Origin of the sequence: Azonexus caeni (assembly GCF_048146105.1) — a bacterium.
Lineage (GTDB): Bacteria > Pseudomonadota > Gammaproteobacteria > Burkholderiales > Rhodocyclaceae > Azonexus > Azonexus aromaticus_B.
On record NZ_JBKJAD010000009.1, the window covers coordinates 82868 to 108571 of the forward strand.

Annotated in this window: 29 protein-coding genes; 19 read left to right on the plus strand and 10 right to left on the minus strand. The window is 61.8% G+C overall.

Annotated elements, in window-relative coordinates; genetic code table 11:
* Positions 1-34 precede the first annotated feature (34 nt).
* From nuoG to ACLIIZ_RS11030, 9 genes are all read left to right on the plus strand, one after another.
* Complete coding sequence (gene nuoG / locus ACLIIZ_RS10990; RefSeq protein ID WP_416692150.1) at positions 35-2368, plus strand: NADH-quinone oxidoreductase subunit NuoG; 2334 nt, start codon at positions 35-37, stop codon at positions 2366-2368.
* Entirely contained in the window at positions 2369-3415 is a 1047-nt protein-coding gene (gene nuoH, locus ACLIIZ_RS10995; protein WP_416692152.1) for an NADH-quinone oxidoreductase subunit NuoH, read from the plus strand.
* Between the two features lie 11 nt (positions 3416-3426).
* Positions 3427-3915, plus strand: coding sequence for an NADH-quinone oxidoreductase subunit NuoI (nuoI, locus tag ACLIIZ_RS11000; RefSeq protein ID WP_374326525.1), 489 nt, complete (start codon positions 3427-3429; stop codon positions 3913-3915).
* Between the two features lie 12 nt (positions 3916-3927).
* Positions 3928-4524, plus strand: a complete 597-nt coding sequence (locus tag ACLIIZ_RS11005) for an NADH-quinone oxidoreductase subunit J (RefSeq protein WP_374326526.1) — start codon at positions 3928-3930, stop codon at positions 4522-4524.
* Between the two features lie 12 nt (positions 4525-4536).
* Complete coding sequence (gene nuoK, locus ACLIIZ_RS11010; protein WP_234087476.1) at positions 4537-4848, plus strand: NADH-quinone oxidoreductase subunit NuoK; 312 nt, start codon at positions 4537-4539, stop codon at positions 4846-4848.
* Positions 4849-4850: 2 nt separating this feature from the next.
* Positions 4851-6887, plus strand: coding sequence for an NADH-quinone oxidoreductase subunit L (gene nuoL, locus ACLIIZ_RS11015; RefSeq protein WP_416692154.1), 2037 nt, complete (start codon positions 4851-4853; stop codon positions 6885-6887).
* Between the two features lie 32 nt (positions 6888-6919).
* Positions 6920-8404, plus strand: coding sequence for an NADH-quinone oxidoreductase subunit M (locus ACLIIZ_RS11020; RefSeq protein WP_416692156.1), 1485 nt, complete (start codon positions 6920-6922; stop codon positions 8402-8404).
* A gap of 12 nt (positions 8405-8416) precedes the next feature.
* Complete coding sequence (nuoN, locus tag ACLIIZ_RS11025; protein ID WP_416692158.1) at positions 8417-9895, plus strand: NADH-quinone oxidoreductase subunit NuoN; 1479 nt, start codon at positions 8417-8419, stop codon at positions 9893-9895.
* A 61-nt stretch (positions 9896-9956) separates the two neighbouring features.
* Positions 9957-10496 carry an NUDIX domain-containing protein gene (locus ACLIIZ_RS11030; RefSeq protein WP_416692160.1) on the plus strand — a complete coding sequence of 180 codons (540 nt, stop codon included), beginning with the start codon at positions 9957-9959 and terminating at the stop codon, positions 10494-10496.
* 38 nt (positions 10497-10534) lie between these two features.
* Here ACLIIZ_RS11030 and ACLIIZ_RS11035 read toward each other — a convergent pair whose 3' ends face one another.
* The 5 genes from ACLIIZ_RS11035 to ACLIIZ_RS11055 all read right to left on the minus strand — a co-directional run bounded on the left by ACLIIZ_RS11035 (position 10535) and on the right by ACLIIZ_RS11055 (position 15265).
* Positions 10535-10720 carry a hypothetical protein gene (locus tag ACLIIZ_RS11035; RefSeq protein WP_416692162.1) on the minus strand — a complete coding sequence of 62 codons (186 nt, stop codon included), beginning with the start codon at positions 10718-10720 and terminating at the stop codon, positions 10535-10537.
* Positions 10717-10875: a hypothetical protein gene (locus ACLIIZ_RS11040; RefSeq protein ID WP_416692164.1), complete on the minus strand. Its 159-nt coding sequence runs from the start codon at positions 10873-10875 to the stop codon at positions 10717-10719. Before ACLIIZ_RS11040 ends, ACLIIZ_RS11035 begins: the two co-directional genes overlap by 4 nt.
* A gap of 99 nt (positions 10876-10974) precedes the next feature.
* The gene (locus ACLIIZ_RS11045) at positions 10975-12411 is read right to left on the minus strand and encodes an ATP-binding protein (RefSeq protein ID WP_416692166.1); all 1437 of its coding nucleotides are present in this window, start codon (positions 12409-12411) and stop codon (positions 10975-10977) included.
* The gene (locus tag ACLIIZ_RS11050) at positions 12398-13099 is read right to left on the minus strand and encodes a winged helix-turn-helix domain-containing protein (RefSeq protein ID WP_416692168.1); all 702 of its coding nucleotides are present in this window, start codon (positions 13097-13099) and stop codon (positions 12398-12400) included. The genes ACLIIZ_RS11045 and ACLIIZ_RS11050 overlap by 14 nt, the downstream gene beginning before the upstream one ends.
* Before the next feature lie 45 nt (positions 13100-13144).
* Entirely contained in the window at positions 13145-15265 is a 2121-nt protein-coding gene (locus tag ACLIIZ_RS11055) for a putative bifunctional diguanylate cyclase/phosphodiesterase (RefSeq protein ID WP_416692169.1), read from the minus strand.
* A gap of 238 nt (positions 15266-15503) precedes the next feature.
* Here ACLIIZ_RS11055 and ACLIIZ_RS11060 point away from each other — a divergent pair, with 238 nt between their 5' ends.
* Positions 15504-15992: a disulfide bond formation protein B gene (locus ACLIIZ_RS11060; RefSeq protein WP_416692171.1), complete on the plus strand. Its 489-nt coding sequence runs from the start codon at positions 15504-15506 to the stop codon at positions 15990-15992.
* Between the two features lie 53 nt (positions 15993-16045).
* On the opposite strand, the gene rpmG is transcribed toward ACLIIZ_RS11060, so the two are convergent.
* The 3 genes from rpmG to radC form a co-directional block, all read right to left on the minus strand.
* Positions 16046-16216 (minus strand): 50S ribosomal protein L33, encoded by a 171-nt coding sequence (gene rpmG, locus ACLIIZ_RS11065; RefSeq protein WP_374326537.1) that lies wholly within the window; start codon positions 16214-16216, stop codon positions 16046-16048.
* A gap of 17 nt (positions 16217-16233) precedes the next feature.
* Complete coding sequence (gene rpmB, locus ACLIIZ_RS11070; RefSeq protein ID WP_374326538.1) at positions 16234-16467, minus strand: 50S ribosomal protein L28; 234 nt, start codon at positions 16465-16467, stop codon at positions 16234-16236.
* 77 nt (positions 16468-16544) lie between these two features.
* A complete protein-coding gene (radC, locus tag ACLIIZ_RS11075; RefSeq protein ID WP_416692173.1) occupies positions 16545-17225 on the minus strand; it encodes a RadC family protein in 681 nt (226 codons plus the stop codon).
* A 51-nt stretch (positions 17226-17276) separates the two neighbouring features.
* Here radC and coaBC point away from each other — a divergent pair, with 51 nt between their 5' ends.
* From coaBC to ACLIIZ_RS11090, 3 genes are all read left to right on the plus strand, one after another.
* The gene (gene coaBC, locus ACLIIZ_RS11080; RefSeq protein ID WP_416692199.1) at positions 17277-18467 is read left to right on the plus strand and encodes a bifunctional phosphopantothenoylcysteine decarboxylase/phosphopantothenate--cysteine ligase CoaBC; all 1191 of its coding nucleotides are present in this window, start codon (positions 17277-17279) and stop codon (positions 18465-18467) included.
* Entirely contained in the window at positions 18467-18916 is a 450-nt protein-coding gene (gene dut / locus ACLIIZ_RS11085) for a dUTP diphosphatase (RefSeq protein WP_416692175.1), read from the plus strand. Before coaBC ends, dut begins: the two co-directional genes overlap by 1 nt.
* 72 nt (positions 18917-18988) lie before the next feature.
* Positions 18989-19603 carry a c-type cytochrome gene (locus ACLIIZ_RS11090; protein ID WP_416692176.1) on the plus strand — a complete coding sequence of 205 codons (615 nt, stop codon included), beginning with the start codon at positions 18989-18991 and terminating at the stop codon, positions 19601-19603.
* Positions 19604-19664: 61 nt separating this feature from the next.
* Here ACLIIZ_RS11090 and ACLIIZ_RS11095 read toward each other — a convergent pair whose 3' ends face one another.
* Together ACLIIZ_RS11095 and ACLIIZ_RS11100 are read right to left on the minus strand one after the other, a co-directional pair.
* Complete coding sequence (locus tag ACLIIZ_RS11095; RefSeq protein ID WP_416692178.1) at positions 19665-20942, minus strand: FCSD flavin-binding domain-containing protein; 1278 nt, start codon at positions 20940-20942, stop codon at positions 19665-19667.
* 13 nt (positions 20943-20955) lie between these two features.
* A complete protein-coding gene (locus ACLIIZ_RS11100; RefSeq protein ID WP_416692179.1) occupies positions 20956-21261 on the minus strand; it encodes a c-type cytochrome in 306 nt (101 codons plus the stop codon).
* 192 nt (positions 21262-21453) lie between these two features.
* Between ACLIIZ_RS11100 and ACLIIZ_RS11105 the strand changes: the two genes are divergently transcribed.
* The 6 genes from ACLIIZ_RS11105 to soxA all read left to right on the plus strand — a co-directional run bounded on the left by ACLIIZ_RS11105 (position 21454) and on the right by soxA (position 25695).
* On the plus strand, positions 21454-21789 hold the full coding sequence (locus tag ACLIIZ_RS11105) for an ArsR/SmtB family transcription factor (RefSeq protein ID WP_416692180.1): 336 nt from the start codon (positions 21454-21456) through the stop codon (positions 21787-21789).
* Positions 21790-21816: 27 nt separating this feature from the next.
* The gene (gene soxC / locus ACLIIZ_RS11110) at positions 21817-23163 is read left to right on the plus strand and encodes a sulfite dehydrogenase (protein ID WP_416692181.1); all 1347 of its coding nucleotides are present in this window, start codon (positions 21817-21819) and stop codon (positions 23161-23163) included.
* Complete coding sequence (locus ACLIIZ_RS11115; RefSeq protein WP_416692182.1) at positions 23147-23911, plus strand: c-type cytochrome; 765 nt, start codon at positions 23147-23149, stop codon at positions 23909-23911. The genes soxC and ACLIIZ_RS11115 overlap by 17 nt, the downstream gene beginning before the upstream one ends.
* A 50-nt stretch (positions 23912-23961) precedes the next feature.
* Positions 23962-24429 (plus strand): thiosulfate oxidation carrier protein SoxY, encoded by a 468-nt coding sequence (gene soxY / locus ACLIIZ_RS11120; RefSeq protein WP_416692183.1) that lies wholly within the window; start codon positions 23962-23964, stop codon positions 24427-24429.
* Positions 24430-24460: 31 nt separating this feature from the next.
* Entirely contained in the window at positions 24461-24775 is a 315-nt protein-coding gene (soxZ, locus tag ACLIIZ_RS11125; RefSeq protein ID WP_416692184.1) for a thiosulfate oxidation carrier complex protein SoxZ, read from the plus strand.
* A gap of 107 nt (positions 24776-24882) precedes the next feature.
* The gene (soxA, locus tag ACLIIZ_RS11130; RefSeq protein ID WP_416692185.1) at positions 24883-25695 is read left to right on the plus strand and encodes a sulfur oxidation c-type cytochrome SoxA; all 813 of its coding nucleotides are present in this window, start codon (positions 24883-24885) and stop codon (positions 25693-25695) included.
* Positions 25696-25704 lie beyond the last annotated feature (9 nt).

Consider the following 25704-nt stretch of genomic DNA (forward strand, 5'->3'; position numbering starts at 1 on the left):
GGTCGTTCAAGAAAACTGGCTACAAGGTAGCGACATGCTAGAAATCGAAATCGACGGCAAGAAAGCGCAAGTGCCCGACGGCAGCACGGTGATGGACGCCGCGCAGCAGTTGGGCGTGTACATCCCGCATTTCTGCTATCACAAGAAACTCTCGATTGCCGCCAACTGCCGCATGTGTCTGGTGCAGGTGGAGAAGGCGCCGAAGCCGTTGCCCGCGTGTGCAACGCCGGTGACCAACGGCATGCGGGTATTCACCCACTCCGATCTCGCCGTCAAGGCGCAGAAGGGGGTGATGGAATTCCTGCTCATCAACCATCCGCTCGATTGCCCGATCTGCGACCAGGGTGGCGAATGCCAGCTGCAGGACATGTCGGTCGGCTACGGCCCGATGCAGAGCCGCTACACTGAAGAGAAGCACGTCGTTTTCCACAAGAACGTCGGTCCGCTGATCTCGATGGAAGAGATGAGCCGCTGCATCCACTGCACGCGCTGCGTCCGCTTCGGCCAGGAAATCGCCGGCATCATGGAACTCGGCATGGCCAACCGCAACATGCACTCCGAGATCCAGACCTTCGTCGGCCGCTCGGTCGATTCCGAGCTCTCGGGCAACATGATCGATCTGTGCCCGGTCGGTGCCCTGACCTCGAAGCCTTTCCGCTACACCGCGCGTTCCTGGGAACTGCAGCGGCGCAAGTCGGTCAGCCCGCATGACTCGGTCGGTGCCAATCTGGTCGTCCAGGTCAAGCACGACAGCGTGATGCGCGTCTTGCCGCGCGAGAACGATGCGGTCAACGAGTGCTGGATTTCCGACAAGGAGCGTTTCTCCTACCAGGCACTCAATACCGATCAGCGCTTGACCAAGCCGATGGTCAAGCAGGGTGGCGAGTGGGTCGAATGTGACTGGAACGTCGCACTTGACTACGTCGCCCACGGTCTCAAGGACATCGTCCGCGACCACGGCGGCGACGCTGTCGCCGCATTGGCGACCCAGAACGCCACGGTCGAGGAACTCTACCTGCTGGGCAAGCTGATGAAGGGGCTGGGCAGCGGCAACGTCGATTTCCGCGCCCGCCAGTCCGACTTCACCAGCGATGGCAAGCGCGCCGGCGCGCCGTGGCTTGGCCTGCGTCTGGCCGAAATCAAGGATCTCGACGCGGCGCTGGTGATCGGTTCCTTCCTGCGCAAGGATCACCCGCTGATCGCCCAACGCCTGCGCCAGGCCGCCAAGAAATACACCAAGGTCAGCCTCGTCTCGGTGACGGCGGACGATCAGCTGATCAACCTGCACGGCCGGCTGACCGTTGCGCCTTCGCAACTGGTCTTCGCGCTGGCGGCGGTGGTGCGTGCTGCGGCTGAAGCCAAGGGAATGGCGACGCCGGCCGGTCTGGAAAATGTCGCGGTCTGCGACGAAAGCCGCAAGATCGCGCAAAGCCTGCTCGACGGTGAAAAACGCGCGCTCTTCCTCGGCAACGTTGCCACGCAATCGGCCGATGCCACCCAGATCCATGCGCTGACCTGCCTGCTCGGTGAAATCACCGGCGCCAGCGTCGGTTTCCTTGGCGAGTCCGCGAATACCGTCGGTGCCCACCTCGCTGGCGCCCTGCCGACCGCTGCCAACGCCCGTCAGATGTTCGAGCAGCCGCGTCAGGGCTATGTCCTGTTCGGCGTCGAGCCGGAATTCGACTGCGCCAACCCGCAGCAGGCCCTGGCCGCGCTGCGCCAGGCGCAAATGGTCGTCGTCATGTCGGCGTTCAAGCATGATCCGGCGCTCGATTACGCCGACGTGATGCTGCCGCTCGCCCCTTACACCGAAACCTCCGGCACCTTCGTCAATATCGAGGGGCGCATCCAGTCCTTCAATGGCGTCGTCAAGCCGCTTGGCGCGGCGCGTCCGGCCTGGAAGGTGCTGCGCGTCCTCGGCAACGTGCTGGCGCTCGACGGTTTCGACTACATGAGCAGCGAAGCGGTGCGTGACGAGGTGTTGGGTGATGACAAGGAGTTCGCCGCCGGCCTCGACAACGGGCTGAGCGGTGTCGCCGTGGCCTTGCCGGCCGTCGCCAGTGGCGGGTTGCAGCGCATCGCCGATGTGCCGATCCATTTTGCCGATGCCATGGCGCGCCGCGCACCGGCCCTGCAGCAGACGGCCGACGGCAAGGCGCCGATCCTGCGCGCCGCCGCCGCGACCCTCGCTGCACTGGGTATTGAGGCCGGGGCGACGGTTCGTGTCCGGCAGGGCGACGGGGTTGCCACCCTGCTTGCCCAGGCCGACGACAAGGTGCCGGCAAACTGTGTCCGCGTTGCCGCGGCCCATCCGACGACCGCAATGCTGGGCGAGATGTTCGGCGCGATTTCCGTGGAGCGTGCATAAATGGACGCACTGATGAATTTCGGACAGGGGATCTTCGGCGGCGTCTGGCCGGCCGTGTGGACCCTGATCAAGATCGTTCTGATCGTTGCTCCGCTGCTGCTGGGCGTTGCCTACCTGACCTGGGTCGAGCGCAAGGTGATTGGCTACATGCAGGTCCGTATCGGTCCCAACCGGGTCGGCCCCTACGGCCTGATCCAGCCGATCGCCGACGGCCTCAAGCTGCTGCTCAAGGAAGTCATCGTTCCCAGCAGTTCGAGCAAGGGCGTCTTCATCGTCGCGCCGATGCTGGCGATGGCGCCGGCGTTGGCGGTCTGGGCCGTGGTGCCGTTCGGCGACGGTCTGGTGCTCGCCGACATCGACGCCAGCCTGCTCTACATCATGGCGATCAGCTCGATCGGCGTGTACGGGATCATCCTCTCCGGCTGGGCGTCCAACTCCAAGTACGCCTTCCTCGGCGGCATCCGTTCCGCTGCCCAGATGGTGTCCTACGAAATCGCCATGGGCTTCTCGCTGATCACCGTGCTGATGGTTTCCAACAGCCTCAATCTCGGTGAGATCGTCAATGGTCAGGCGAGCGGGCGCTTCGCCGATTTCGGCCTCGGTTTCCTGTCGTGGAACTGGCTGCCGCTGCTGCCGATGTTCGTGGTCTACCTGATTGCCGGCACCGCCGAACTGAACCGCGCGCCCTTCGACCTCGCCGAAGGCGAATCGGAAATCGTCGGTTTCCACGTCGAATACTCCGGCATGGCCTTCGCGCTGTTCTTCCTGGCCGAATACGCGAACATGATCCTGGTCTCCGCGCTGACCTCGCTGCTGTTCCTCGGCGGCTGGCTCTCGCCGGTCGGCTTCCTGCCCGACGGCATCCTCTGGCTGTTCGCCAAGATGTTCTTCGTGCTCGTCCTTTTCCTGTGGTTCCGCGCCACCTTCCCCCGTTATCGCTATGACCTGCTGATGCGCCTGGGCTGGAAAGTCTTCCTGCCGCTGTGCCTGATCTGGCTGGTCGTCGTCGGGGCGTGGATGCTGTCCCCGCTGAACATCTGGAACTGAGGAGAATAAGAATGGGTTCGATGATGGAAGTCTTCAACAGCCTCTTCCTCAAGGAGCTGTTGAAAGGCATGTCGGTGACGGGCAAGTATTTCTTTGCCCGTAAGATCACCGTCCAGTATCCAGAAGAAAAGACGCCGCAAAGCGGCCGTTTCCGCGGCCTGCACGCGCTGCGCCGCTACGAGAACGGCGAGGAACGCTGCATCGCCTGCAAGCTGTGCGAGGCGATCTGTCCGGCGATGGCGATCACCATCGAGGCTGAGCCGCGCGACGACGGTTCGCGTCGCACCACCCGCTACGACATCGATCTGACCAAGTGCATCTTCTGCGGTTTCTGTGAGGAAGCCTGCCCGGTCGACGCGATCGTCGAAACGCGCATTTTCGAGTACCACGGCGAAAAGCGCGGCGACCTCTACTACACCAAGCAGATGCTGCTGGCCAACGGTGAGCGCTATGAAGCGCAGATTGCCGAAGACCGCGCGCTTGATGCGCCCTACCGCTGACAGGTGCCCGCGATGGATTTCCCGACTGCCGTTTTCTTCTTCCTCTCCGCGATCCTGGTGTTCGCCGCGCTGCGCGTGATCACCGCGCGCAACCCGGTGTATGCCGCGCTGCACCTGATGCTTGCCTTTTTCACCTGCGGTGGCATCTGGGCGCTGCTGCAGGCGGAGTTCCTGGCGATCGCCATCATCCTCGTCTATGTCGGCGCGGTCATGGTGCTCTTCCTGTTCGTCGTCATGATGCTCGACATCAACCTCGACCGTATCCGCGAGGGCTTCTGGCAATACCTGCCGCTCGGCGCCGTACTCGGCCTGCTGATGGTTCTCGAGATGGGACTGGTACTCGGTAGCAAGTACTTCCAGGTGCCGGCCGCCGAAGCTGTCGTTCCGGCTGGCGTGTCGAACACCAAGGAAATCGGTACGCTGATGTTCACCGATTACGTGTTCCCCTTCGAACTCGCCTCGATCATCCTGCTCGTCGGCATGATCGCCGCCATCGTGCTGACCTACCGCGGGCCGAAGAAATCGAAGATTTCCAATCCGAACACGCAGGTCTTCGTCAAGGCCAAGGACCGCATGCGCGTGATCCAGATGCCTGTTGAAAAAGACTGACCCGGGGCCAACATGCTGACGCTTTCACTTTCCCATTTCCTGATCCTTGGCGCGATCCTGTTCGCGATCAGCGTGGTCGGCATCTTCCTCAACCGGAAGAACCTGATCGTCCTGCTGATGGCGATCGAACTGATGCTGCTCGCGGTCAATATGAACTTCGTCGCCTTCTCGCACTATCTGGGCGATCTCTCCGGGCAGATCTTCGTCTTCTTCATCCTGACCGTCGCCGCCGCCGAGGCCGCCATCGGCCTGGCGATCCTGATCGTGCTGTTCCGCAACCTCAAGAGCATCCACGTGGATGACCTGGGCAGCCTGAAGGGTTAACCATGGAAATGCAAAAACTCTACCTGCTCGTGCCGATGGCGCCCCTGATCGGTGCCATGATCGCCGGCCTTTTCTGCCGCGTCATCCCGCGCTGGGTCGCCCACACGGCGACCATCGCCGGTGTCGCCATCGCCTTCGTCGCCTCGCTGTTCATTTTCCAGGACGTGATGGCCGGCAACACCTTCAACGGCCCGGTCTACACCTGGCTGACCAGCGGCGACTACAAGTTCGAGGTCGGCTTCCTGATCGACACGCTGACCGTGACGATGATGCTGGTCGTCACCTTCGTCTCGCTGATGGTGCACATCTACACCATCGGCTACATGCACGATGATCCGGGCTACAACCGCTTCTTCAGCTACATCTCGCTGTTCACCTTCTCGATGCTGATGCTGGTGATGGCCAACAACTTCACCCAACTCTTCTTCGGTTGGGAAGCGGTCGGTCTCGTTTCCTACCTGTTGATCGGCTTCTGGTACACCCGGCCGACGGCGATCTTCGCCAACATGAAGGCCTTCCTGGTCAACCGCGTCGGCGACTTCGGCTTCATCCTCGGCATCGGCCTGGTGCTGGCGCATTTCGGCACGCTCGACTACGCCGAAGTGTTCAAGGCGGCGCCGTCGCTTGCCGACGCCAAGATCAACATCTGGGGCGATCAGCAGTGGTCGCTGATGACCGTCACCTGCATCTGCCTGTTCATCGGCGCCATGGGCAAGTCGGCGCAAGTGCCGCTGCACGTCTGGCTGCCGGATTCGATGGAAGGCCCGACGCCGATTTCGGCGCTGATCCACGCCGCGACCATGGTCACCGCCGGCATCTTCATGGTGTCGCGGATGTCGCCGCTGTTCGAGTTGTCCACGACGGCACTGTCCTTCGTCATCACCATCGGCGCCATCACCGCGCTGTTCATGGGCTTCCTCGGCATCATCCAGAACGACATCAAGCGCGTCGTCGCCTACTCGACGCTGTCGCAGCTCGGCTACATGACGGTGGCGCTGGGGGCTTCGGCGTACTCGGTGGCGATCTTCCACCTGATGACGCACGCCTTCTTCAAGGCGCTGCTGTTCCTCGCCGCCGGCTCGGTGATCATCGGCATGCACCACGACCAGGACATCCGCAACATGGGCGGTCTGAGGAAGTACATGCCGATCACATGGATCACCTCGCTGATCGGCTCGCTGGCACTGATCGGCACGCCGTTCCTGGCCGGGTTCTATTCCAAGGATTCGATCATCGAAGCGGTCAAGCTCTCGTACATCCCGGGCGCCGGTTTCGCTTACTTTGCCGTGCTGGCCGGTGTCTTCGTCACCGCCTTCTACTCGTTCCGCATGTATTTCCTGGTCTTCCACGGCGAAGAGCGCTTCGGCAAGGCTGACGACGCCCATCATCACGAACACCATGGCGATCACGACGACGAAGAAGTCGCCCACGATCACCACCATGGCCTGGCACCGGGCCAGAAGCCGCACGAAACGCCGTGGGTGGTGACCCTGCCGCTGGTGCTGCTGGCGATACCGTCGGTGGTCATCGGTTACATCGGCATCGGTCCGATGCTTGGCGGCGACTACTTCAAGGGCGTCATCCACATCGACGAAGTGGCGCATCCGGCGTTCTCGCATTTCATCGAGGAATTCCACGGCGCTGCCGCGATGGGCCTGCACGCCTTCACGTCGCTGCCGTTTTTCCTGGCGCTGGCTGGCGTCGCGCTGTCCTGGTTCTTCTACATGAAGCGGCCGGACATCCCGGCGGCGATCCAGCGTCGTTTCTCGGCGATCAACACGATTCTCGAAAACAAGTACTACTTCGACCAGATCAACGAGACCGTCTTCGCCGGTGGCTCGCGCCTGCTCGGCAAGGTGCTCTGGCGCGGTGGCGACGTTGGCATCATCGACGGCCTGATCGTCAATGGTTCGGCCAAGGTGGTCGGCTGGGTTTCGACCATCACCCGGCTGTTCCAGACCGGCTACGTTTATCACTACGCATTCACCATGATCATCGGTCTGCTGGCCATGATGACTTGGTGGATCAACCGCGCATAGCATGAATCGCCCGCAGAACAGCAAGGAATAACATGTCGAATTACCCGCTGCTATCTCTCGCCATCTGGGTTCCCATCGTCGCAGGCGGTATCGTCCTGCTGACCGGTGGCGACCGCAATGCGCCCATGGCCAGGATGCTCGCCCTGGTCGGTGCAGTACTTGGCTTCCTGGTCACCCTGCCGTTGTGGACCGGGTTCGATGTGTCGCAGGGCGCGATGCAGTTCGTCGAACTGCATAGCTGGATTCCGCGATTCAACATCCACTATCACCTCGGGGTCGATGGCATCTCGATGTTGTTCGTGATCCTCAACGCCTTCATCACGATCATCGTCGTCGCCGCCGGCTGGGAAGTGATCCAGGAAAAGGTCGCCCAGTACATGGCCGCCTTCCTGATCATGTCCGGGCTGATGAACGGCATCTTCACCGCGCTCGATGGCATCCTTTTCTACGTCTTCTTCGAAGCCTCGCTGATTCCTCTTTACCTGATCATCGGCGTCTGGGGCGGCGTGCGCCGTGTCTATGCGGCCTTCAAGTTCTTCCTCTACACCCTGTTCGGCTCGCTGCTCTTCCTGATTGCCCAGATGTACCTGTTCTTCCAGTCCGGCGGCAGCTTCTCGATTCTTGACTGGCACCAGTTGCCGCTCGGCATGGCGCCGCAGATCGGTGTCTTCCTCGCCTTCCTGGTCGCCTTTGCGGTCAAGGTGCCGATGTGGCCGGTGCATACCTGGCTGCCCGATGCCCACGTCGAAGCGCCGACTGGCGGCTCGATCGTGCTCGCGGCGATCGCGCTCAAGCTGGGGGCTTACGGTTTCCTGCGCTTTTCGCTGCCGATCGCACCCGATGCATCGCACGAATTGTCCGGCTTGGTCATCGCGCTGTCGCTGATCGCTGTGGTCTACATCGGCTTCGTCGCGCTGGTCCAGGAAGACATGAAGAAGCTGGTCGCTTACTCGTCGATCGCGCACATGGGCTTCGTCACCCTGGGCTTCTTCATGTTCAGTTCGCTGGGTATCGAAGGCGCGCTGGTGCAGATGGTTTCGCACGGTTTTGTGTCCGGCGCGATGTTCTTCTCGATCGGCGTCATGTACGACCGCGTGCATAGCCGGCAGATTGCCGATTACGGCGGTGTCGTCCACACCATGCCGAAGTTTGCCGCCTTGTTCATGCTGTTCTCGATGGCCAATGCCGGCCTGCCGGCGACTTCCGGTTTCGTCGGGGAATTCATGGTCATCCTGGGCGCCGTCAAGTTCAACTTCTGGGTTGCCTTCGCCGCCGCCACCTCGCTGATCCTCGGCGCTGCCTACACGCTGTGGATGTACAAGCGGGTGATCTTCGGTGAAGTCGCCAACCATCACGTAGCCGAGTTGAGCGACATCAATGGCCGCGAATTCGCCATCCTCGCCGTACTCGCCCTGTGCACCCTGTGGATGGGTCTCTATCCGCAGGTCTTCACCGACTTCATGCACGCATCGGTCAATGACCTGCTGCGTCACGTGGCCATCAGCAAGATTCAATAAACGGTAGCCGACATGTTCGACAATTTCGTTGTTCCCGATCTCCTGCCCGCTGCATCGGAAATTTTCCTGGCGGCGATGTTGCTGGTCATCCTGATGGTCGACCTGTTCGTCAAGGACAGCCGCCGGACGCCGACCTTCCTGCTGACGCAACTGACGCTGCTCGGTTGTGCCGCGATCCAGGTCTATACCAGTACCGCCGACATCACTTACACCTTCAGCAACATGTTCGTCGACGACATGATGGCCGACCTGCTGAAGCTCTTCGTCTACATGACGATGATTGTCGTGCTGTTCTACTCGCGGGGTTACCTGTTCGACCGCCCGACAATGAACAAGGGCGAGTATTACGTACTGGCGCTGACGGCGACGCTGGGCATGATGGTGATGATCTCGGCCAACAACTTCGTCACCATCTACGTGGGTCTGGAACTGCTCTCGCTGTCGCTCTACGGTATGGTGGCGATGAACCGCGACAGCGTTGCTTCCACTGAAGCGGCGATGAAGTACTTCATCCTTGGTGCGCTGGCTTCCGGCATGCTGCTCTACGGCATGTCGATGATCTATGGCGGCACCGGCACGCTTGAAATCACCAAGATCGCCGAGACCCTCTACAACGCTGAAAGCAACCGTACCGTGCTGGTCTTCGGTCTGGTTTTCCTGGTTGCCGGGCTGGCTTTCAAACTCGGCGTCGTTCCTTTCCACATGTGGGTGCCTGACGTCTACCACGGTGCGCCGACGACGGTGACCTTGCTCATCGGTTCGGCGCCGAAGCTGGCCGCCTTCGCCATCGTCATGCGCCTGCTGGTTGGTGGTCTGATCACCCTGGCGGCCGATTGGCAGGACATGCTGATTGTCCTCTCGGTGTTGTCGATGGCCGTCGGCAACCTCGCCGCCATCGCTCAGACCAGCTTGAAGCGGATGCTGGCCTACTCGGCGATCTCGCACATGGGCTTCATGCTGCTCGGCATCGTCACCGGCGTCGTTTCCGGGGATGCGCGCTACGCCCTCAACGCCTACAGTTCGTCGATGTTCTACGTGATTTCCTACGTCCTGATGTCGGCCGGTACCTTCGGTGTCGTCCTGCTGATGGCGCGTGCCGGTTTTGAGGCCGACAATCTCGACGACTACAAGGGCTTGAACAAGCGTAGCCCGTGGTTCGCGGCGATCATGATGATGCTGATGTTCTCGATGGCCGGGGTGCCGTTCTTCATCGGCTTCTTCGCCAAGTTCTCGGTGCTGCAGGCGGTCGTCGCTGCCGATTATCTGTGGCTGGCAATCGTCGCCATCCTCTTCTCGCTGATCGGCGCCTTCTACTACCTGCGCGTCGTCAAGCTGATGTACTTCGATGCGCCCGCCGACGAAACCCCGATTGCGGCCGGTCTCGACATGCGCCTGCTGATTTCGGTCAACGGTCTGGCGGTGGCCGTGCTTGGCGTCTTCCCGCAGGTGCTGATGTCGCTTTGCGCTTACGCCCTGTTGCGCTCGCTGTAAATCGAGTTTTCAATTCGAAACGACGCCCCGCTGGTCGGGGCGTTTTTTTTGGGAGTGGACCATGGAGATGGATAGCCACCTGAAGGAAACCGAGGTCGAGAGCGAATCGGTATTCAAAGGCGTCATGCTTGACGTCAGGCGAGACCGTGTGCGTCTGCCCGACGGCAAGATCTCGGTCAGGGAATATATCCGCCATCCCGGCGCAGTGGTGATTCTGGCGCAGTTGCCCAACGGTAGCCTGCTGTTCGAGCGGCAGTTCCGTTACCCGTTGCGGCGGGTCTTTCTGGAGTTGCCCGCGGGCAAGATCGATCCTGGGGAAACCCTGCTTGATACCGCGCAACGCGAACTGCTCGAAGAAACCGGGTATCGGGCTGCGGAATGGACACACCTGGGGACGATGCATCCTTGTATCGGCTATGCCGACGAACGGATCGAGATATTCCTTGCCAGTGGCCTGCATTCGCTTGGCGCGCAGGCGCTCGATCACAATGAATTCCTGGATGTTCTGGAGCTTTCGCCGGCCGATGCCAGGCAAGCGATATTCAACGGCGAGATAACGGACGCCAAGACGATTGCCGCGCTCTATTGGCTGACGCGCTGAGGCAGATAAGAAAGACCTGCTGTAGGCGACGGGGCGATTCAGTCCCGGTGAATCGAGCGCAGATATCTTGCCAGACCAATTGCCACACCAACCGCCAGCGCCAGCAGCAGTGCAATAAACGGGTCCGCGTCGCCCTCAATCAGCCATTGCGTCCCGGTGACGCCAAGGAATACCGCCAGACTCTCGTGGAAAGGCAGATCACCCGACACGGCGAGACCGATCAAGCTTGGCGCCTGGCAGGTATGGTTGCCAGTTGCTGGGTTGCTGGCGGAGGCAGAAGGCCGAGCAGGTAATAGCGGGCGGCGGCAATGAATGCCTTGATGTTGCTTTCGAGCATGATGTCCTCTTCCATTTCCTGGGATGAAGCCGGGTTCGTCATGGCTGTCATTCTAGGTAATACCTCTGGTCGGGGCTGTGCTGGCTAGGTTGCGGTGAAGTAACCGCAAGGCTTTGTATGATGACGGTGTGTAACCGGCAACTACTGGTGCGCTTTCCAGCTCAGGGTGAAGCGGGCGCCACCAAGCGGCGATGCGGCGGCGTAGGCGGTTCCGCCGTGCAGTTCGAGAACGCGCCTGGCAATCGCCAGGCCCAGACCATAGCCACCGGTCGAACGGTCGCGTGAGCGATCAAGACGGGTGAAGGCGGAAAAGATATGTTCGCGTTCGCCTTCCGGGATGCCGATGCCGTCGTCGTCGACATGAACGGCAATCTGGTCGCCGAGGAGTTCGCTGCTGACCCGGATTTCACGCGCGGCATACTTGAAGGCATTGCGCAGCAGGTTGCGTAGCGCGTAGGGCATTGCCTTGCGGTCGAGATCAACCCGAAGGTTTTCCGGTAGCAGGCTGGTATCGACCCTGACATTCAACTGGCGACCGAGCAGCCTGACCGAGTCGACCTCGTCGCTCAGCCAGTCGGCGAAAGCGACGCTGGAAAAATGGGCTTCCGGGGCTTCTCGTTCGAAACGAGCGTAGGTCAGGCTGGTATCGATCAATTGATCCAGTTCGTCGAGGTCGGCTTCCATCATCGCCCAAAGGCGTTGGCGTTCGCCGATCTCGGTGGTTTCCGAAAGCATTTCGAGGGCGAAGCGCATGCGGGCAATCGGCGTGCGCAGTTCGTGCGAAATGCCACAGGAAAGTTCTCGGTGCGTTGCCAGCAGTTGGCGAACCCGCTCCGACATGCTGATCAGGGTGTCGGCGAGCGGCGCGAACAGTTGCGTATGCACCACCGGCGGCGGCGCTTCGAAGTCGCCGTCACCGAGGTCGCGGGCGGTCTGGCGCAGCGATTCGAGATCGCGCCAGACGGGGCGCACCCAGAACCAGAGGGCGATCGCGAAAATGACGCCAATCAGGCTCCAGGTCAGTAGTCGCAGCCGCAGATCGAGCGGCAGGCGTTCGTTGTGTTCCGGGTTGTGGGTGGCCGATAGCGGGCCGACGACCAGCACCTTGCTGCTGGTGCCGAGGCGGTGATACATCACGTCGTGGTCGTGGGCGATGGCGATGTCGCCGGCATCGAGTTTCTCGACCTGGGCGCTGGTCAGGCGGATGTCGAGCGAGCGGCGTTCGACGATATCGAGCTTGTAGGAAAACTTTCCGTCGATTTCCCGGATCTTGCGTTCCCACTGGCGTCGGGGGTGGCGGAAGAGTTCATCTTCGATCAGGGTGATGGTGCCGCGCATGAAGCGGCGGGCGTAGTCGTCGGTGATGCCCTGTTGCGCCGTCGAGATGATGAAATCGGCGATGAAGGCGATGGCGACGAAGGAGCCCATCGCCAGCAGGTAGAAATTGAGGAAGAGCTTGGACAGGCTGTAGCGGCTGCCTCGCCAGCGTGGCAAAGATACCCGGAACAAGGAGCGGGCCAGTCCCTGGCGGCCTGGCTTGCCGGAGGGCGCGCCGGCTTCTCCCTCAGTTCCAGTCATGCTTGCTGAACAGGTAGCCCTTGCCGCGTACGGTCTTGATGCGCGTCGGGTTCTCTGGATCGTCGTTCAGCTTCTTGCGCAGTCGGGAGATGCGGGCGTCGATCGAGCGGTCGAGGCCGTCGAAGCCGATGCCGCGCAACTCCTGCAGCAGGTCGTCGCGCGACAGCACGTTGCCGGCATGGCTGGCAAGCAACCAGAGCAGGTCGAACTCGGCGGTGGTCAGGTCGATCGGTTGAGCGTTGAGGGTGGCGGTGCGGGTTGCCTGACTGATGCGGAACTGGCCGAAGACCTGCGAGTCGCTGTCGCCGGCATCGTCGCCGCTGACCGGCAGGCGGCGCAGCAAGGCCTTGATCCGCGCCAGCAGGACGCGCGGCTGTACCGGTTTGGCGATGTAGTCGTCAGCGCCGAGTTCGAGACCAAGAATCTGGTCGAAGTCCTCGTCACGGGCGGTAAGCATCAGGATGACGCCACGGTATTGCTGGCGGACGCCGCGACAGACTTCGAACCCATCCTTGCCGGGCAGCATCACGTCAAGGATGACGAGATCGGGCTGTTCGGCGAGTATGCGAGCCTCGGCGGTGTCGCCGCGGGGCTCGATGCTGACTTCGAGATCGTTGCGGGACAGGTATTCGGCCGTCAGTCCGGCCAGACGTTCGTCGTCTTCGACAAGCAGGATGCGCGTGGTCATGGACGCCAGTTTAGCGAGCGGAGGAGCCGCGGTCCATAGGGAAGATCAAGGTGCGGCGTTGCCGATGCCCAGTGATCTTTCTGTTCGCCGGGGCGCTGGCGTGTTCCATTTGCTCGGGCGGCGGGGGGCGTCGGCTGGTGGGGAGGCCAGTGGCAGCCGTCCTTGTTTCAGGATGATGGCGTATTGTTCGGGCGGCAACGGGCGGCTGAACAGAAAGCCCTGGCCTTCTTCGCAGTCGAATTCCCGCAGCAGGGCCAGTTGCGCAGCGCATTCGACACCTTCCGCGACGACGCCAAGCCCGAGTTTGTGCGCCATGGCGATGACGGCATGAGCGATGGCTGCGGCGTCGGGTTCGAGGTGCAGGTCACGAACGAAGCTGCGATCGATCTTCAAGATGTCGATTGGCAGGCGGCGCAGGTAGGCGAGACTGGAGTAGCCGGTGCCGAAGTCGTCGAGCGAAATGCTGGCACCCAGCTCGCGAATTTCGGTCAGTACCTGCGCAGTGTGCTCGAGATCGTGCATGACCACGCTTTCGGTCACTTCGAAGGCCAACTGTCGTCCGCCAATGCCTGATTCGGTGAGACTCCGGTGGATGCTGGCAGCGAGGCCGTCGCGCCGGAACTGGCGGGCCGAGAGATTGATCGATATCCGGCCAGCTTGCAAGCCACTGTCGCGCCATCGGCCGAGGTCGCGGCAAACCTGACGCAAGACCTGTTCGCCGATGTCGATGATGAGGCCGCTTTCTTCCGCCAGCGGGATGAATTCGTCGGGAGGGATCAAGCCGCGTTGCGGATGTTGCCAGCGCACCAGCGCTTCGGCGCCGATGATCGTGCCGCCGCTCAGTTCAACCAGGGGTTGATAATGCACCACCAACTCATCGTGCGCGATGGCGTGACGCAAATCGCCTTCCAGGCTGAGGCGGTCGATGACGGAGGCTCGAGTGGTCGGCATGAAAAAGCGATAGCTGTTGCGCTCCTCCGCCTTTGCCTGATGCATCGCGATATCGGCGTGGCGCAGCAGGGTATCCCCTTGCTCTCCGTCGCCGGGGTAGATGGCGGCGCCGATCGACGCAGTGACGACGATTTCCCGATCGGCGCAAGGGATGGGCTGATTGACAAGACGCAGTATCTTGTTGGCGATGCCGGCCAATTCGTTCGTCGTCGTCAATCTGCCGATGACGATGACGAATTCGTCACCGGCGAGCCGGGCTACGGTGTCGGTATCGCGAACGCATTCGCGCAGGCGCTGTGCCACCTCTTTCAGTACTTCGTTTGCCGAAGCGTGGCCGAGACTGTCGTTGATCCAGCGAAAGCGGTCCAGACCGAGTTGCAGCAAACCAGTCATCATGCCGTCGCTTCGTGCCCGGACGATCGCCTGCGCGATTCGGTCGTTGAGCAGGTTACGGTTTGCCAGACCGGTCAGGGGGTCATGGTTGGCGTGGAATTCCAGTTGCCTCTCGTAACCGATGCGTTCGCTGACGTCATTGATGATGCTGACGAAATGCGTGGTGAAACTACCGCTTTCGTCGCGCACCGGGGCGATGAATAGTTCGTTCCAGAACAGGGAGCCGTCCTTGCGATAATTACGCAAGATGGCATGGGCCTGGTGGCGTTTGCGCAGCGCCTCGCGAATCGCCGCCAGACCGCGTTGCTGCAGGTCATGACCGATCAGGAAGCGACCGCTGCGACCGATGACTTCAGAGGCGGAGTAGCCAGTGATCTTCTCGAATGCCGGGTTGACGTAGACGATAGGATGGTCGAGCTGGGTCGAGGACGTGATCATCACCCCGTTGAGGCTCGAATCAAGCGCCCGGGAAAGCTGGCGCAAGCGGGATTCCAGTTGTTTTCCGGCGCTTGCTTGACGGATCCGGGACAGCGTGGCGCCGATGTTTTTGGCCACGATGTCGAGCGCGAGACGTTCTGCGGTCGTAAAATCCCGTCCGCTCTTTTCAATGAGCAGTTTTCCCAGCCGCTGTGCTTCATCAAGATGAAGAGTCAATCTTGCCGCGTCTCCTGAGAGGGCGGGGGCGCTTGGCGAGGCAGCGCCATGGGCGATGACACGGGTGTCTTCTTCGGTCTTGTCAGCCCCCCCGGTGCTGGCCAGCGAAACGCTAGCCGAGAGATAGCCGCCGCGATCGACGAGGAGCTGGCATTGTTGGCGTAACATTGAGGCCTCCTCGGAGGCCGATAGCCGTGGCGTGTTACACGCCGCGAGCAGGGCGAGCAGATGCTCGCTGTCCCGCTGAGGGGAAGGGTTGGGCAAAACTTGTCTCCGCAATAATGTGGCCTTTTGGGCGCGTTATTTTTACATTCTGCGGTATGCACGCCCTGTTCGCAAGATTTTTGCGAAATATTGTCCTGTCTTGTTGTTTTTGGAGATTTAGATGTTTGCTTTTTTTCGCAGCTTGTTTTCCCGCTATCCTCAGCGGGCCTGGTTTGCCGCGCTGGCTATGGGGAGCTTCGGCGTCGCTGCGGCCGGCATGCAGTTGCAGTCCCTGCTCAGTCTTTCGCCTTGCCCTTATTGCATCTTTCAGCGCGTCCTCTATCTGGTGATCGGCGGCCTTGCCTTGCTCGGGTTCCTGGTGCCTCTTATCGCTTCACTATCGGCGCTGGCGATTGGCGGGCTGGCGTTGCTCGGGGTCGGGATCGCGGCCTACCAGACCTGGATGCAGGCTTTTCCCGACCTGGCGCCGGAGTGCGGTTTCACCGATCCCGACGTGATCGAGCGTCTGGTTGATTGGCTGGGTATGGAGTGGCCATCGCTTTTCCTGGCGACTGGATTCTGCTCGAGCAAGGAATGGGTTTTCCTCGGGCTGTCGATGGCCAACTGGTCGTTGCTGCTGTTTGCCGGGATTGCGTTGTATGCCTTGCTGCTGGCAAAGCGGGAAAACTGATTCGGGCGGCAAAAAAAACCCGCCAGCGGCGGGTTTTTTTGCATCGGCTGAACTTACTTCAGCTTGATTTCCTTGTAGGCCACATGCTTGCGAGCCTTCGGGTCGTACTTCATGAATTCCAGTTTTTCAGGCGTCGTGCGCTTGTTCTTGGAAGTGGTGTAGAAGTGACCGGTACCCGCGGTGGATTCCAGCTTGATCTTTTCGCGACCGCCTTTGCTAGCCATTTGTCAGTTCCTCTTGATTAGATTTCGCCGCGGGCGCGCAGGTCGGACAGGACGGCATCAATGCCCTTCTTGTCGATGACGCGCAGACCGGCGTTGGAAACGCGCAGACGGACGAAGCGGTTCTCGCTTTCGACCCAGAAGCGACGATACTGCAAATTCGGCAGGAAGCGGCGCTTCGTTTTGTTATTGGCGTGGGAAACGTTGTTCCCAACCATCGGGCCTTTACCCGTTACTTGGCAGACTCGCGCCATGATGGTGCTCCAGAATTGGCTAGAAGAAAGCCCGTGATTCTAACCGGAAGGTATTGTCAGGGCAAGCTTTTTTCGAATCAAATCAGCCCGCGTTCGGCGAACGAAAGCGGGCGGGCGTTGCCGGCAACGATGAAATGGTCGAGCAGGCGGACGTCGACCAGCGCCAGCGCCTGCTTGAGGCTGCCGGTCAGCAACTGGTCGGCACTCGATGGTTCGGCCAGACCCGAAGGATGGTTGTGCGCCAGGATGACGGCGGCGGCATTGGTGCTCAAGGCGCGCTTGACGACTTCCCTAGGATAAACCGAGGTTTGGGTCAGGGTGCCGGTAAACAAGGTTTCCGCGAGCAGCAGCCGGTTCTGCGCGTCCAGCCAGAGGGCCATGAAGACTTCGTGCTGGTGCATCGCTAATTGCAGGCGCAGCCAGTCGCGGACCAGCTCCGGCGAGCTGAAGTTGTCGCGTTCGCCCATTTCCTCGGCGAGGGCGCGCCGCGCCAGTTCGAAGCTGGCCTGCAGTTGCGCCGCCTTGGCCTGGCCGATTCCCGGCGTTGCCGCCAGTTGCGCCAGCGGTGCGGTGGCCAGCTTGCTCAGGCGGCCGTCGTGGCGGCGCAACAGTTCGCGGGCGAGGTCGACGGCGCTGCGGCCACGCACGCCGACGCGCAGGTAGATCGCCAGCAGTTCGGCGTCGGACAGTGCTTGCGGCCCGAGGGCGAGCAGTCTCTCGCGTGGTCTTTCGCTGGCCGGCCAATCGGTGATCGCCATGTTCCGGACTCCAGTAGAATACGGGTCCGGCTATCTTACCGACAAATGACAATGGAATTAAGTGGCAAGCGTATCGTGCTCGGTGTCACGGGCGGCATCGCCGCCTACAAGGCAGCGGAACTGGTCCGCCTCTTGGTGCGCCAGGGGGCAGATGTCCAGGTGGCGATGAGCGAGGGGGCGACCCATTTCGTCACGCCGACCACCTTCCAGGCCCTGTCCGGCAAACCGGTATTCACCGACCAGTGGGATCCGACGATGCCGAACGGGATGGCGCATATCGATCTCTCGCGGCAGGCCGACCTGATTCTGGTGGCGCCAGCGACGGCCGATTTCCTGGCGCGCATCGTTCATGGCCTGGCCGACGATCTGCTGGCGACCATGGTGCTGGCGCGTGCTTGCCCGTTGCTGGTGGCGCCGGCGATGAACCGCCAGATGTGGGAGAACCCGGCGACGCAACGCAACGTCGCGCAACTGGCGGCGGACGGTGTCGGCCTGCTCGGTCCGGCCAGCGGCGCCCAGGCCTGCGGTGAGGTCGGGGTGGGGCGGATGCTCGAGCCCGAGGAAATCGTCGAGCAGGTGATCGATTTCCTGGCCGCCAAATGCCTGGCCGGGCGGCGCGTGCTGCTCACTGCCGGGCCGACCTTCGAGGCGATCGATCCGGTGCGCGGCATCACCAACCTGTCGTCCGGGCGCATGGGCTATGCGATCGCCCGCGCCGCGCGGCAGGCCGGTGCCGAAGTCACTCTGGTTTCCGGGCCGGTGGCGCTGGCGGCACCGCTGGGTGTCGAGCGGATCATGGTGCGCAGTGCGCTCGACATGCACGGCGTGGTGATGGCGCGGGCGGCGGCTTCGGATATCTTCATCGGCGTTGCCGCGGTCGCCGATTACCGGGTCGCCAATGCCGCCGAGCACAAGTTGAAGAAGGACCACGGCGGCGTGCCGGCGATTGAGCTGGTCGAGAATCCGGACATCCTGGCCGAAGTTGCGGCTATGCCGGGCGCGCCTTTTTGCGTCGGTTTCGCGGCGGAAAGCCGCAATCTCGAAGAGTACGCGCAAGCCAAGCGGCAGAAGAAGAAAATCCCGTTGATCGCCGGCAACCTGATCCAGGACGGCTTCGGCGGCGACGACAACCGGCTGGTGCTGTTCGACGACCACGGCAGCCATCCTCTCGCACCGGCCAGCAAGGACGTGCTGGCCCGGCAACTGATCGAACATATTGCCCGACTGACAGGAAATCTCTAATGCATCGCATCGACGTCAAGATTCTCGACTCCCGCCTCAAGGACAACCCGCCGCATTACGCGACGCCCGGTTCAGCTGGTCTGGACCTGCGCGCCTGCCTCGACGAGGCGCTTGAACTGGCGCCGGGGCAGACTGTGCTGGTGCCGACCGGGCTTGCCATCCATCTTGCCGATCCCGGGCTGGCGGCGATGATCCTGCCGCGCTCGGGCCTCGGCCACAAGCACGGCATCGTCCTTGGTAACTTGGTCGGGTTGATCGACAGCGACTATCAGGGGCAACTTATGGTGTCGATGTGGAACCGTAGTCAGCTCCCATTCACCATCGCGCCGCTCGAACGCATCGCCCAGCTCGTCGTCGTGCCGGTTCTGCAGGTCGGTTTCAACGTGGTCGATGAATTTTCCGCCAGCGATCGCGGCGAGGGCGGTTTCGGCAGCACCGGGCACGCCTGAACGCCTTGCAAGTCCTGCTCAAGCAAATTACGATTTGCTGATGTTTAACAACAAAACCAGAGGCGGGGACAAATGAAGGGATTGGCAAGATTTGCGGCAGGTTTCGCTGTCGCGGTGGGGCTGGCCAGCGCAGCCAGCGCTCAGGATGCGGCGGCGATGGCGCGCGCCGAGGAAATCGTCGGCGGGCGTTGCTTCCTCTGTCACGGCATGGAAGGGGAAGCCGCCAGCGCGGTCTTCCCTCGGCTGGCCGGGCAGCATTGGGAGTACATCGCCAAGCAGCTCGGCGACTTCAAGTCGGGCAAGCGCAAGAGCGACACGATGAAGCCGCAGTCCGAAGAACTGACGCTGGAAGACATGAAGGCGCTGGGGCGTTTCTTCGAGAACAAGCAGGTGCCCGGGCGCGAAGTCGCCGATGCCGATCTGGTCGCCGTCGGCCGCTTCGTCTTCCAGCGCGGCAACCAGTTCACCGGTCTGCCCGCCTGTTCGAGCTGCCATGGCGCCAAAGGGCACGGCACGCCGCAACTGCCGCGCCTGGCCGGGCAGCATCCGCGTTACACCGAGGAACAATTGCGCCTGTTCAACAGCCGTGAGCGGACCAACGACAACGCGGTCATGCATACGGTCGCTTCCAAGCTCTCCGATCTCGAGCGGCACGCCGTCGCCGCCTACATCGCGACGCTCGATTGAACGCCGGCCACCAAATGAAACGGCCGCCTGCGGGCGGCCGTTTTGCGTTACCGGAGAAGGTTCAGGCCAGCATGTCGGCCCAGATGTTCTTCGCCCAGGCCAGCGCCACCTTGCCTTCGAGTTCGTTGCGCGCCGCCGAGACGCCGCCCGCACCCTTGACCGGTTGCACCAGCTTGGTCGCGGCATCGTACTGATGCACCGAAGCGACGTGGATGACGTTTTTCGAATCGACGAAGCTGTAGCAGGTGTTCATCACCACCGGCGCCGGGTTGGGTTCCTGGCCGGCAAGCAGGTTGAGGATTGCCGCTGCAGCCAGCTTGCCGTGCTGGTTCGCCATGTGGCCCGACTTGGGCATGGTCGGGGCCGGGAAGATGGCGTCGCCGAGGACATGCACGCCCGGTGTGCTGGTCGATTCCATCGACAGCCAGTTGATGTCCACCCAGCGATTGTTGACCAGCTTCAGCCCCGACTTGGCGGCGATATTGCCGGCCCGCATCGGCGGGATGACGTTGAGCACGTCGGCCTTGAACTGATCGAACTCGAGGATCGCCGTGTTGCTGGCGACTTCGACGTCCTTCACCTCGCTGTTGTTGCGGTACTCGATCATGCCCTTGTAGAGATCGGCCCAGGCTTTCATGAACAGCGGCTTTTTCGACTGGACGTCCTCGTTGGCGTCGAGAATGACGACCTTTGATTTCGGTTTTGCCTTCTTGAAGTAGTTGGCGACCAGGCAGGCACGCTCGTAGGGTCCGGGCGGGCAGCGGTACGGCGCCTTGGGGATGGCGATCGCGTAGACGCCGCCATCCGGCATCGCTTCCAGTTGCTGGCGCAGGGCGACGGTCTGCGGACCAGCCTTCCAGGCGTGCAGGATTTTCTGCTGGGTGGCTGCATTGTTCAGGCCGGGAATCTGTTCGAACATGAAATCGACCCCGGGCGACAGGACCAGGCGGTCGTAGCTCAAGCTGCCGCCCTTGGCCAGCGTCACAGTGCGCTTGCCGGTGTCGACGCCGAGCACCTCGTCCTGCACCACACGCACGCCCCATTTGTTGCGCAGGTTGTCGTAGCTGACCGTGATGTCTTCCATCGTCTTGTCGCCACCGATCACCAGGTTGGAAATCGGGCAGGAGATGAAGGTCGGGTTGCGTTCGACCAGAGTCACCTGGACGCCGCCCTGGCTCCACATGCGCAGGTACTTGGCAACCGTCGCTCCACCGTAGCCGCCGCCGACCACGACGACGTGGCCGCCGGCCTTGGCGCCGGCAGCGCAGCCGTAGAGCGAAGCCATGGCGCCAGCGGTGGCGCTCATCTTGAGAAAGTCGCGTCTTTTCATCAGCATCATTGTCGTTTCCCCCTTATTTCTGTGCCGCGAAGTATTCGGCGATCAGGCGCAACTGCTCGTCGGTATAGCCACGCGAAATCTGGTGCATGATCGACGCCGGCTTGTCGCCGCTCTTGAAATCGGCAAGCTTTTGCAGCAGTTTTTCCTTGCTTTCGCCGGCCAGGGCGTCGAGCCCGCTGCCGGGAACGGCCTTGCCGTCGGTGCCGTGGCAATTGGCGCAGGTGGCGGCGAGATTGCGGCCAAGGTTGGGGTCTGCCGCGTGCGCGGCTGCCGCGGCGAGCAGCAGTGCGGCGAGAGCGGTTGATTTGAGTCGTTTCATCGAGACTTCTCCTTCCTCTGGGATGTTGTCGATTTGGCGCGGGATCCGGGATTTTCTGTGGTGCGCCGTGATCTGCGTGTTGCCAAGGGTATAGCAGTTTTGCGCCAAATACATGCTGCGTTGCAACAATATCAGTTGTTGACTATATAGACACTCAGTTATATATTGGGCTTGACTTAGATCAAAAACAACATGGACGAGACAAGCCAACTCTTCGATCAGGTAGCGCATTACTTCAGCTTGCTGGCCGATCCGACACGCTTGCGCATCCTTTCCTGTCTGTGCGGCGAGGAGCGTCCCGTTCATGAAGTGGTTGATCAGGTTGGTCTGACACAAGCGAACATTTCCCGGCATCTCAACATCCTTTATCGGTCAGGGGTCGTGGGGCGGCGTCGGGACGGCAATTCCGTGTTCTACCGAGTCATCGATCCGAATTTCGTCGATATTTGCCGCACGGTCAGCATCAGCGTGGCCAGTCGGGATATCGGCGAACACCTCGGGGTGACGGTAGAGCGCGGCAATACTTGAAGTCCATAAGCGGAGGGGATGAACTTTATGGGTGATCTTTCGAAACAACCGGGGCGACTGCAGCGAGCGCCGGAAAATTTCCTGAGCGACGAGCAGGTCAAGGCTGTCGCCGCGGGGCGCCGGGATTTTCTGCGCAAGAGCTTCCTGGCCGCCGGTGCGGCGCTCGCGGCGCCGATCGCGGCGCGGGCAGCCGAGGGCGATCCGGCGATTCTCAACTTGCCGAGCTGGACGACCACGCTGGGCTTGCCGGTGGCAATGAACCCCTACGGTCAGCCGTCGAAGTACGAGAGCCAGCTGTTGCGCCGTGAATCGCCGGGGCTGACCCGGGTCGGCCAGGCCTCGGTGTCGTTCGCGCCGCTGCAAGGCTTGTTCGGGATCATCACCCCGTCCGGCCTGCACTTCGAACGCCACCACCAGGGCTGGCACGATGTCGATCCGGCGCAGCACCGCCTGATGATCAACGGCTCCGACCCGGCTTTCCTGAAGAAGCCCAAGGTCTACACCATGGATGAATTGATGCGCCTGCCGTCGGTGTCGCGCATCCACTTCATCGAATGCGGTGCCAACACCGGCCTCGAATGGGGCAACGTCGCGGTGCCGACCGTGCAATACACGCACGGCATGCTGTCCTGCTCCGAATTCACCGGCGTGCCGCTGCGCCTGCTGCTTGAGGATTGCGGCGTCGATTACAAGAAGGCCCGCTATGTCCTTGCCGAAGGCGCCGACGGTTCGTCGATGACGCGGACGATCCCGATGGAAATGGTCGAGAACGGCGAAGTTTTCGTTGCCTACGGCCAGAACGGCGAGATGCTGCGGCCGGAAAACGGTTATCCGCTGCGTCTGGTCGTACCCGGCGTGCAGGGCGTGTCCTGGGTCAAGTGGCTGCGTCGCATCGAAGTCGGCGACAAGCCCTACGCGACCAAGGACGAAGCCGTCCATTACATCGACCTGATGCCGGACGGCAAGCACCGCCAATACACCTCGATCCAGGAATGCAAGTCGGTGATCACGACGCCATCGGGCGGCCAGCGTCTGCTCGAGAAGGGTTTCTACAACGTCACCGGCCTGGCCTGGTCGGGGCGCGGCAAGATCACCCGGGTCGATGTCTCCTTCGACGGCGGCATCAACTGGAAGACGGCACGGATCGAAGGTCCGGTCCAGAATAAGGCGCTGACCCGTTTCAACGTCGATTGGGTGTGGGACGGCAAGCCGGCAATGCTGCAGTCGCGCGCCATCGACGAGACCGGTTACGTCCAGCCGGCCTACGGTCAGTTGCGTGAAGTGCGCGGCACCAAGTCGATCTATCACAACAACGCCATCCAGACCTGGAAGGTCGATACCAACGGGGAGATCAGCAATGTTCAGGTTCTCTAAATCCCTCTTCGCGCTCGCTCTGCTCGGCGCGACCTGGAGTGCGCAGGCCGTCGATACCTACGGTCTGGGCCGGCAGGCGACAGCGGCCGAAGTGACCGCCTGGGATATCGATGTCCGTCCGGATTTCAAGGGCCTGCCCAAGGGCTCGGGTGGGGTGCAGCGTGGCAACGACCTGTTCGAGGAAAAATGCGCTTCCTGCCATGGTTCCTTCGGTGAGTCGAACGAGGTGTTTACGCCTTTGATCGGCGGGACGACCAAGGAAGACATCGCCAATGGGCGAGTCGGCGGTTTCCTGACCAACAGCATTCCACAGCGCACGACCTTCACCAAGGTGTCGACCATTTCCACGCTCTGGGATTACATTCATCGGGCGATGCCGTGGACGGAACCGAAATCGCTGAAACCGGACGAAGTCTATGCGATCCTTGCCTACTTCCTCAATCTCGCGGAAATCGTTCCGGCCGATTTCGTGCTCTCGGACCAGAACATCGCCGAAGTGCAGAAGCTGATGCCCAACCGCAACGGCATGACCACCGACCACGGCATGTGGCCCGGCGCGCCGGCGAGCAAGGGCGGTATCGGCAACGGTGGCAAGCCCGATGTGAAGAACGTCGCGTGCATGAAGAACTGCAAGAAGGAAGTGCGCGTCGGTTCCGTGCTGCCGGATTACGCCCGGACCGCGCACGGCAATCTGGAAGAGCAGAATCGCAGTTTCGGACCGGTGCGTGGCGTGCGCACCGTCGATTGAGCAAGGTATCAGGCAGGGAAGCCGTATTCCCAATTTAGAGAGGAGAAGTCATGAACAATCAACGTCGCAATGTACTGAAAACCGGGACCGGCGCTGCCGTGCTCGGCGCGCTGGCTGCGGCCGGCATCATCAAGCCGGGTATCGCCCTGGCCGAGTGGAACAAGGCCGCCTTCGAAGCGAAGAGCATGGCCGACACCCTGAAGGCGCTCGGTGCGGCACAACCGACCGACAGCAAGGAGGTCCAGGTGACCGGTCCGGACATCGCTGAAAACGGTGCCGTGGTGCCGGTTGGCGTTACCTCGGCCATTCCGGGAACGACGCTGATGGCGATCCTGATCGAGAAGAACCCGAATGCCCTGGCCGCCAGCTTCACCCTGCCGGCCGGCACGGAAGCCAATGTCCAGACCCGGGTCAAGATGGGGCAGACCTCGAACATCTACGCGCTGGTCAAGGCCGGCGACAAGTTCTTCGTGGCGACCAAGGAAATCAAGGTCACCCTCGGCGGCTGCGGCGGCTGATCCCCATACTGGAATTCAAGGAGATAGATAAATGGCAACTAAGCCCATGCGAATCCGTGCCTCCGTCAAGGATGGCGTTACCGAAGTCAAGGCCCTGATCGCCCACGAAATGGAAACCGGCCAGCGCAAGGACGCCAACGGCGCCGTGATCCCGGCCTGGTTCATCACCGAAATCACTGCCACGCACAATGGCAAGGTGGTTCTTTCCGGCGAGTTCGGTACCGCCGTTTCGAAGAACCCCTACCTGGCCTTCCGTTTCAAGGGTGGCGCCGCCGGCGACAAGCTGGCCGTGTCCTGGAAGGACAACAAGGGGGAATCCCGCACCGACGAGGTGGCCATCGCCTGATACCCTGACGGGACGGTACAGGTCCGGGGGTGGCCGGCCTGTACCGATGCCGGCGAAGCGACGCAGAGCGCGACCGGCCTACGCTTAACCATGCAACGGAGGAGTTCATGAACAACCGGCTGAAAACACTGGCCCTGGCACTCGTCGTGTCCATTGTCGGGCAGGCGCAGGCAGAAGATACGAGCGCCAAGCTCTTGGATGGCATCAACGAATACCGCGATGCCCTGGCGGACGGCAATCCTTCCGAACTGGTCGCCGCCGAAGGCGAGGAGTTGTGGAAGACCGCGCGCGGACCGAAGAACGCGACCCTGGAACGCTGCGACCTCGGGCTCGGCCCTGGCGTCGTCAAGGGCGCCAGCGCCCAGCTGCCGCGCTATTTCAAGGATACCGGCAAGGTCCAGGACCTCGAGACGCGTCTGATGACCTGCATGGAAACCCTGCAGGGGATCGATCCTCAGGAAGTCGTCAAGGCCAAATGGCTGAAGGGCGAACGCGAGAAGATGGCGGCCCTGGTCGCCTATGTCGTGACCCAGTCGAACGGCCACAAGATCAAGGTCGACATGCGTCCGCCCGCCATGAAGCAGATGTACGAGATGGGCAAGATGGCCTTCTACTACCGCGCCGGGCCGATGGATTTCTCCTGCGCCACCTGTCACGGTGACCAGGGCAAGCGCATCCGCATGCAGGAACTGCCGGATTTGCGCACCAATGCCGGCGCTGCCGCCGGCTGGGGGAGCTGGCCGGCCTACCGGGTGTCGAACGGTCAGTTCTGGACCATGCAGCACCGGCTCAACGACTGCTTCCGGCAGCAACGGACCGCCGAGCCGATCTACGGCTCCGACGTGACCATCGCCCTGTCCGTCTATCTGGCGGCCAACGGCAACGGCGGCAAGGTCGTGACCCCCGGCATCAAGCGCTAAGGAGACGAA

What these genes read in the sequence shown, in the direction of transcription:
- coaBC (WP_416692199.1), top strand. Translation starts at nt 17,277, where the DNA reads ATGGAATTAAGTGGCAAGCGTATCGTGCTCGGTGTCACGGGCGGCATC.
- rpmB (WP_374326538.1), bottom strand. Translation starts at nt 16,467, where the DNA reads ATGGCGCGAGTCTGCCAAGTAACGGGTAAAGGCCCGATGGTTGGGAAC.
- ACLIIZ_RS11050 (WP_416692168.1), bottom strand. Translation starts at nt 13,099, where the DNA reads ATGACCACGCGCATCCTGCTTGTCGAAGACGACGAACGTCTGGCCGGA.
- ACLIIZ_RS11055 (WP_416692169.1), bottom strand. Translation starts at nt 15,265, where the DNA reads ATGTTACGCCAACAATGCCAGCTCCTCGTCGATCGCGGCGGCTATCTC.
- soxC (WP_416692181.1), top strand. Translation starts at nt 21,817, where the DNA reads ATGGGTGATCTTTCGAAACAACCGGGGCGACTGCAGCGAGCGCCGGAA.
- soxY (WP_416692183.1), top strand. Translation starts at nt 23,962, where the DNA reads ATGAACAATCAACGTCGCAATGTACTGAAAACCGGGACCGGCGCTGCC.
- ACLIIZ_RS11105 (WP_416692180.1), top strand. Translation starts at nt 21,454, where the DNA reads ATGGACGAGACAAGCCAACTCTTCGATCAGGTAGCGCATTACTTCAGC.
- nuoK (WP_234087476.1), top strand. Translation starts at nt 4,537, where the DNA reads ATGCTGACGCTTTCACTTTCCCATTTCCTGATCCTTGGCGCGATCCTG.
- ACLIIZ_RS11040 (WP_416692164.1), bottom strand. Translation starts at nt 10,875, where the DNA reads ATGACGAACCCGGCTTCATCCCAGGAAATGGAAGAGGACATCATGCTC.
- nuoL (WP_416692154.1), top strand. Translation starts at nt 4,851, where the DNA reads ATGGAAATGCAAAAACTCTACCTGCTCGTGCCGATGGCGCCCCTGATC.
- radC (WP_416692173.1), bottom strand. Translation starts at nt 17,225, where the DNA reads ATGGCGATCACCGATTGGCCGGCCAGCGAAAGACCACGCGAGAGACTG.
- nuoN (WP_416692158.1), top strand. Translation starts at nt 8,417, where the DNA reads ATGTTCGACAATTTCGTTGTTCCCGATCTCCTGCCCGCTGCATCGGAA.
- nuoH (WP_416692152.1), top strand. Translation starts at nt 2,369, where the DNA reads ATGGACGCACTGATGAATTTCGGACAGGGGATCTTCGGCGGCGTCTGG.
- ACLIIZ_RS11095 (WP_416692178.1), bottom strand. Translation starts at nt 20,942, where the DNA reads ATGATGCTGATGAAAAGACGCGACTTTCTCAAGATGAGCGCCACCGCT.
- dut (WP_416692175.1), top strand. Translation starts at nt 18,467, where the DNA reads ATGCATCGCATCGACGTCAAGATTCTCGACTCCCGCCTCAAGGACAAC.
- ACLIIZ_RS11045 (WP_416692166.1), bottom strand. Translation starts at nt 12,411, where the DNA reads ATGACTGGAACTGAGGGAGAAGCCGGCGCGCCCTCCGGCAAGCCAGGC.
- nuoI (WP_374326525.1), top strand. Translation starts at nt 3,427, where the DNA reads ATGGGTTCGATGATGGAAGTCTTCAACAGCCTCTTCCTCAAGGAGCTG.
- ACLIIZ_RS11030 (WP_416692160.1), top strand. Translation starts at nt 9,957, where the DNA reads ATGGAGATGGATAGCCACCTGAAGGAAACCGAGGTCGAGAGCGAATCG.
- soxZ (WP_416692184.1), top strand. Translation starts at nt 24,461, where the DNA reads ATGGCAACTAAGCCCATGCGAATCCGTGCCTCCGTCAAGGATGGCGTT.
- soxA (WP_416692185.1), top strand. Translation starts at nt 24,883, where the DNA reads ATGAACAACCGGCTGAAAACACTGGCCCTGGCACTCGTCGTGTCCATT.
- ACLIIZ_RS11115 (WP_416692182.1), top strand. Translation starts at nt 23,147, where the DNA reads ATGTTCAGGTTCTCTAAATCCCTCTTCGCGCTCGCTCTGCTCGGCGCG.
- rpmG (WP_374326537.1), bottom strand. Translation starts at nt 16,216, where the DNA reads ATGGCTAGCAAAGGCGGTCGCGAAAAGATCAAGCTGGAATCCACCGCG.
- nuoG (WP_416692150.1), top strand. Translation starts at nt 35, where the DNA reads ATGCTAGAAATCGAAATCGACGGCAAGAAAGCGCAAGTGCCCGACGGC.
- ACLIIZ_RS11005 (WP_374326526.1), top strand. Translation starts at nt 3,928, where the DNA reads ATGGATTTCCCGACTGCCGTTTTCTTCTTCCTCTCCGCGATCCTGGTG.
- ACLIIZ_RS11100 (WP_416692179.1), bottom strand. Translation starts at nt 21,261, where the DNA reads ATGAAACGACTCAAATCAACCGCTCTCGCCGCACTGCTGCTCGCCGCG.
- ACLIIZ_RS11020 (WP_416692156.1), top strand. Translation starts at nt 6,920, where the DNA reads ATGTCGAATTACCCGCTGCTATCTCTCGCCATCTGGGTTCCCATCGTC.
- ACLIIZ_RS11090 (WP_416692176.1), top strand. Translation starts at nt 18,989, where the DNA reads ATGAAGGGATTGGCAAGATTTGCGGCAGGTTTCGCTGTCGCGGTGGGG.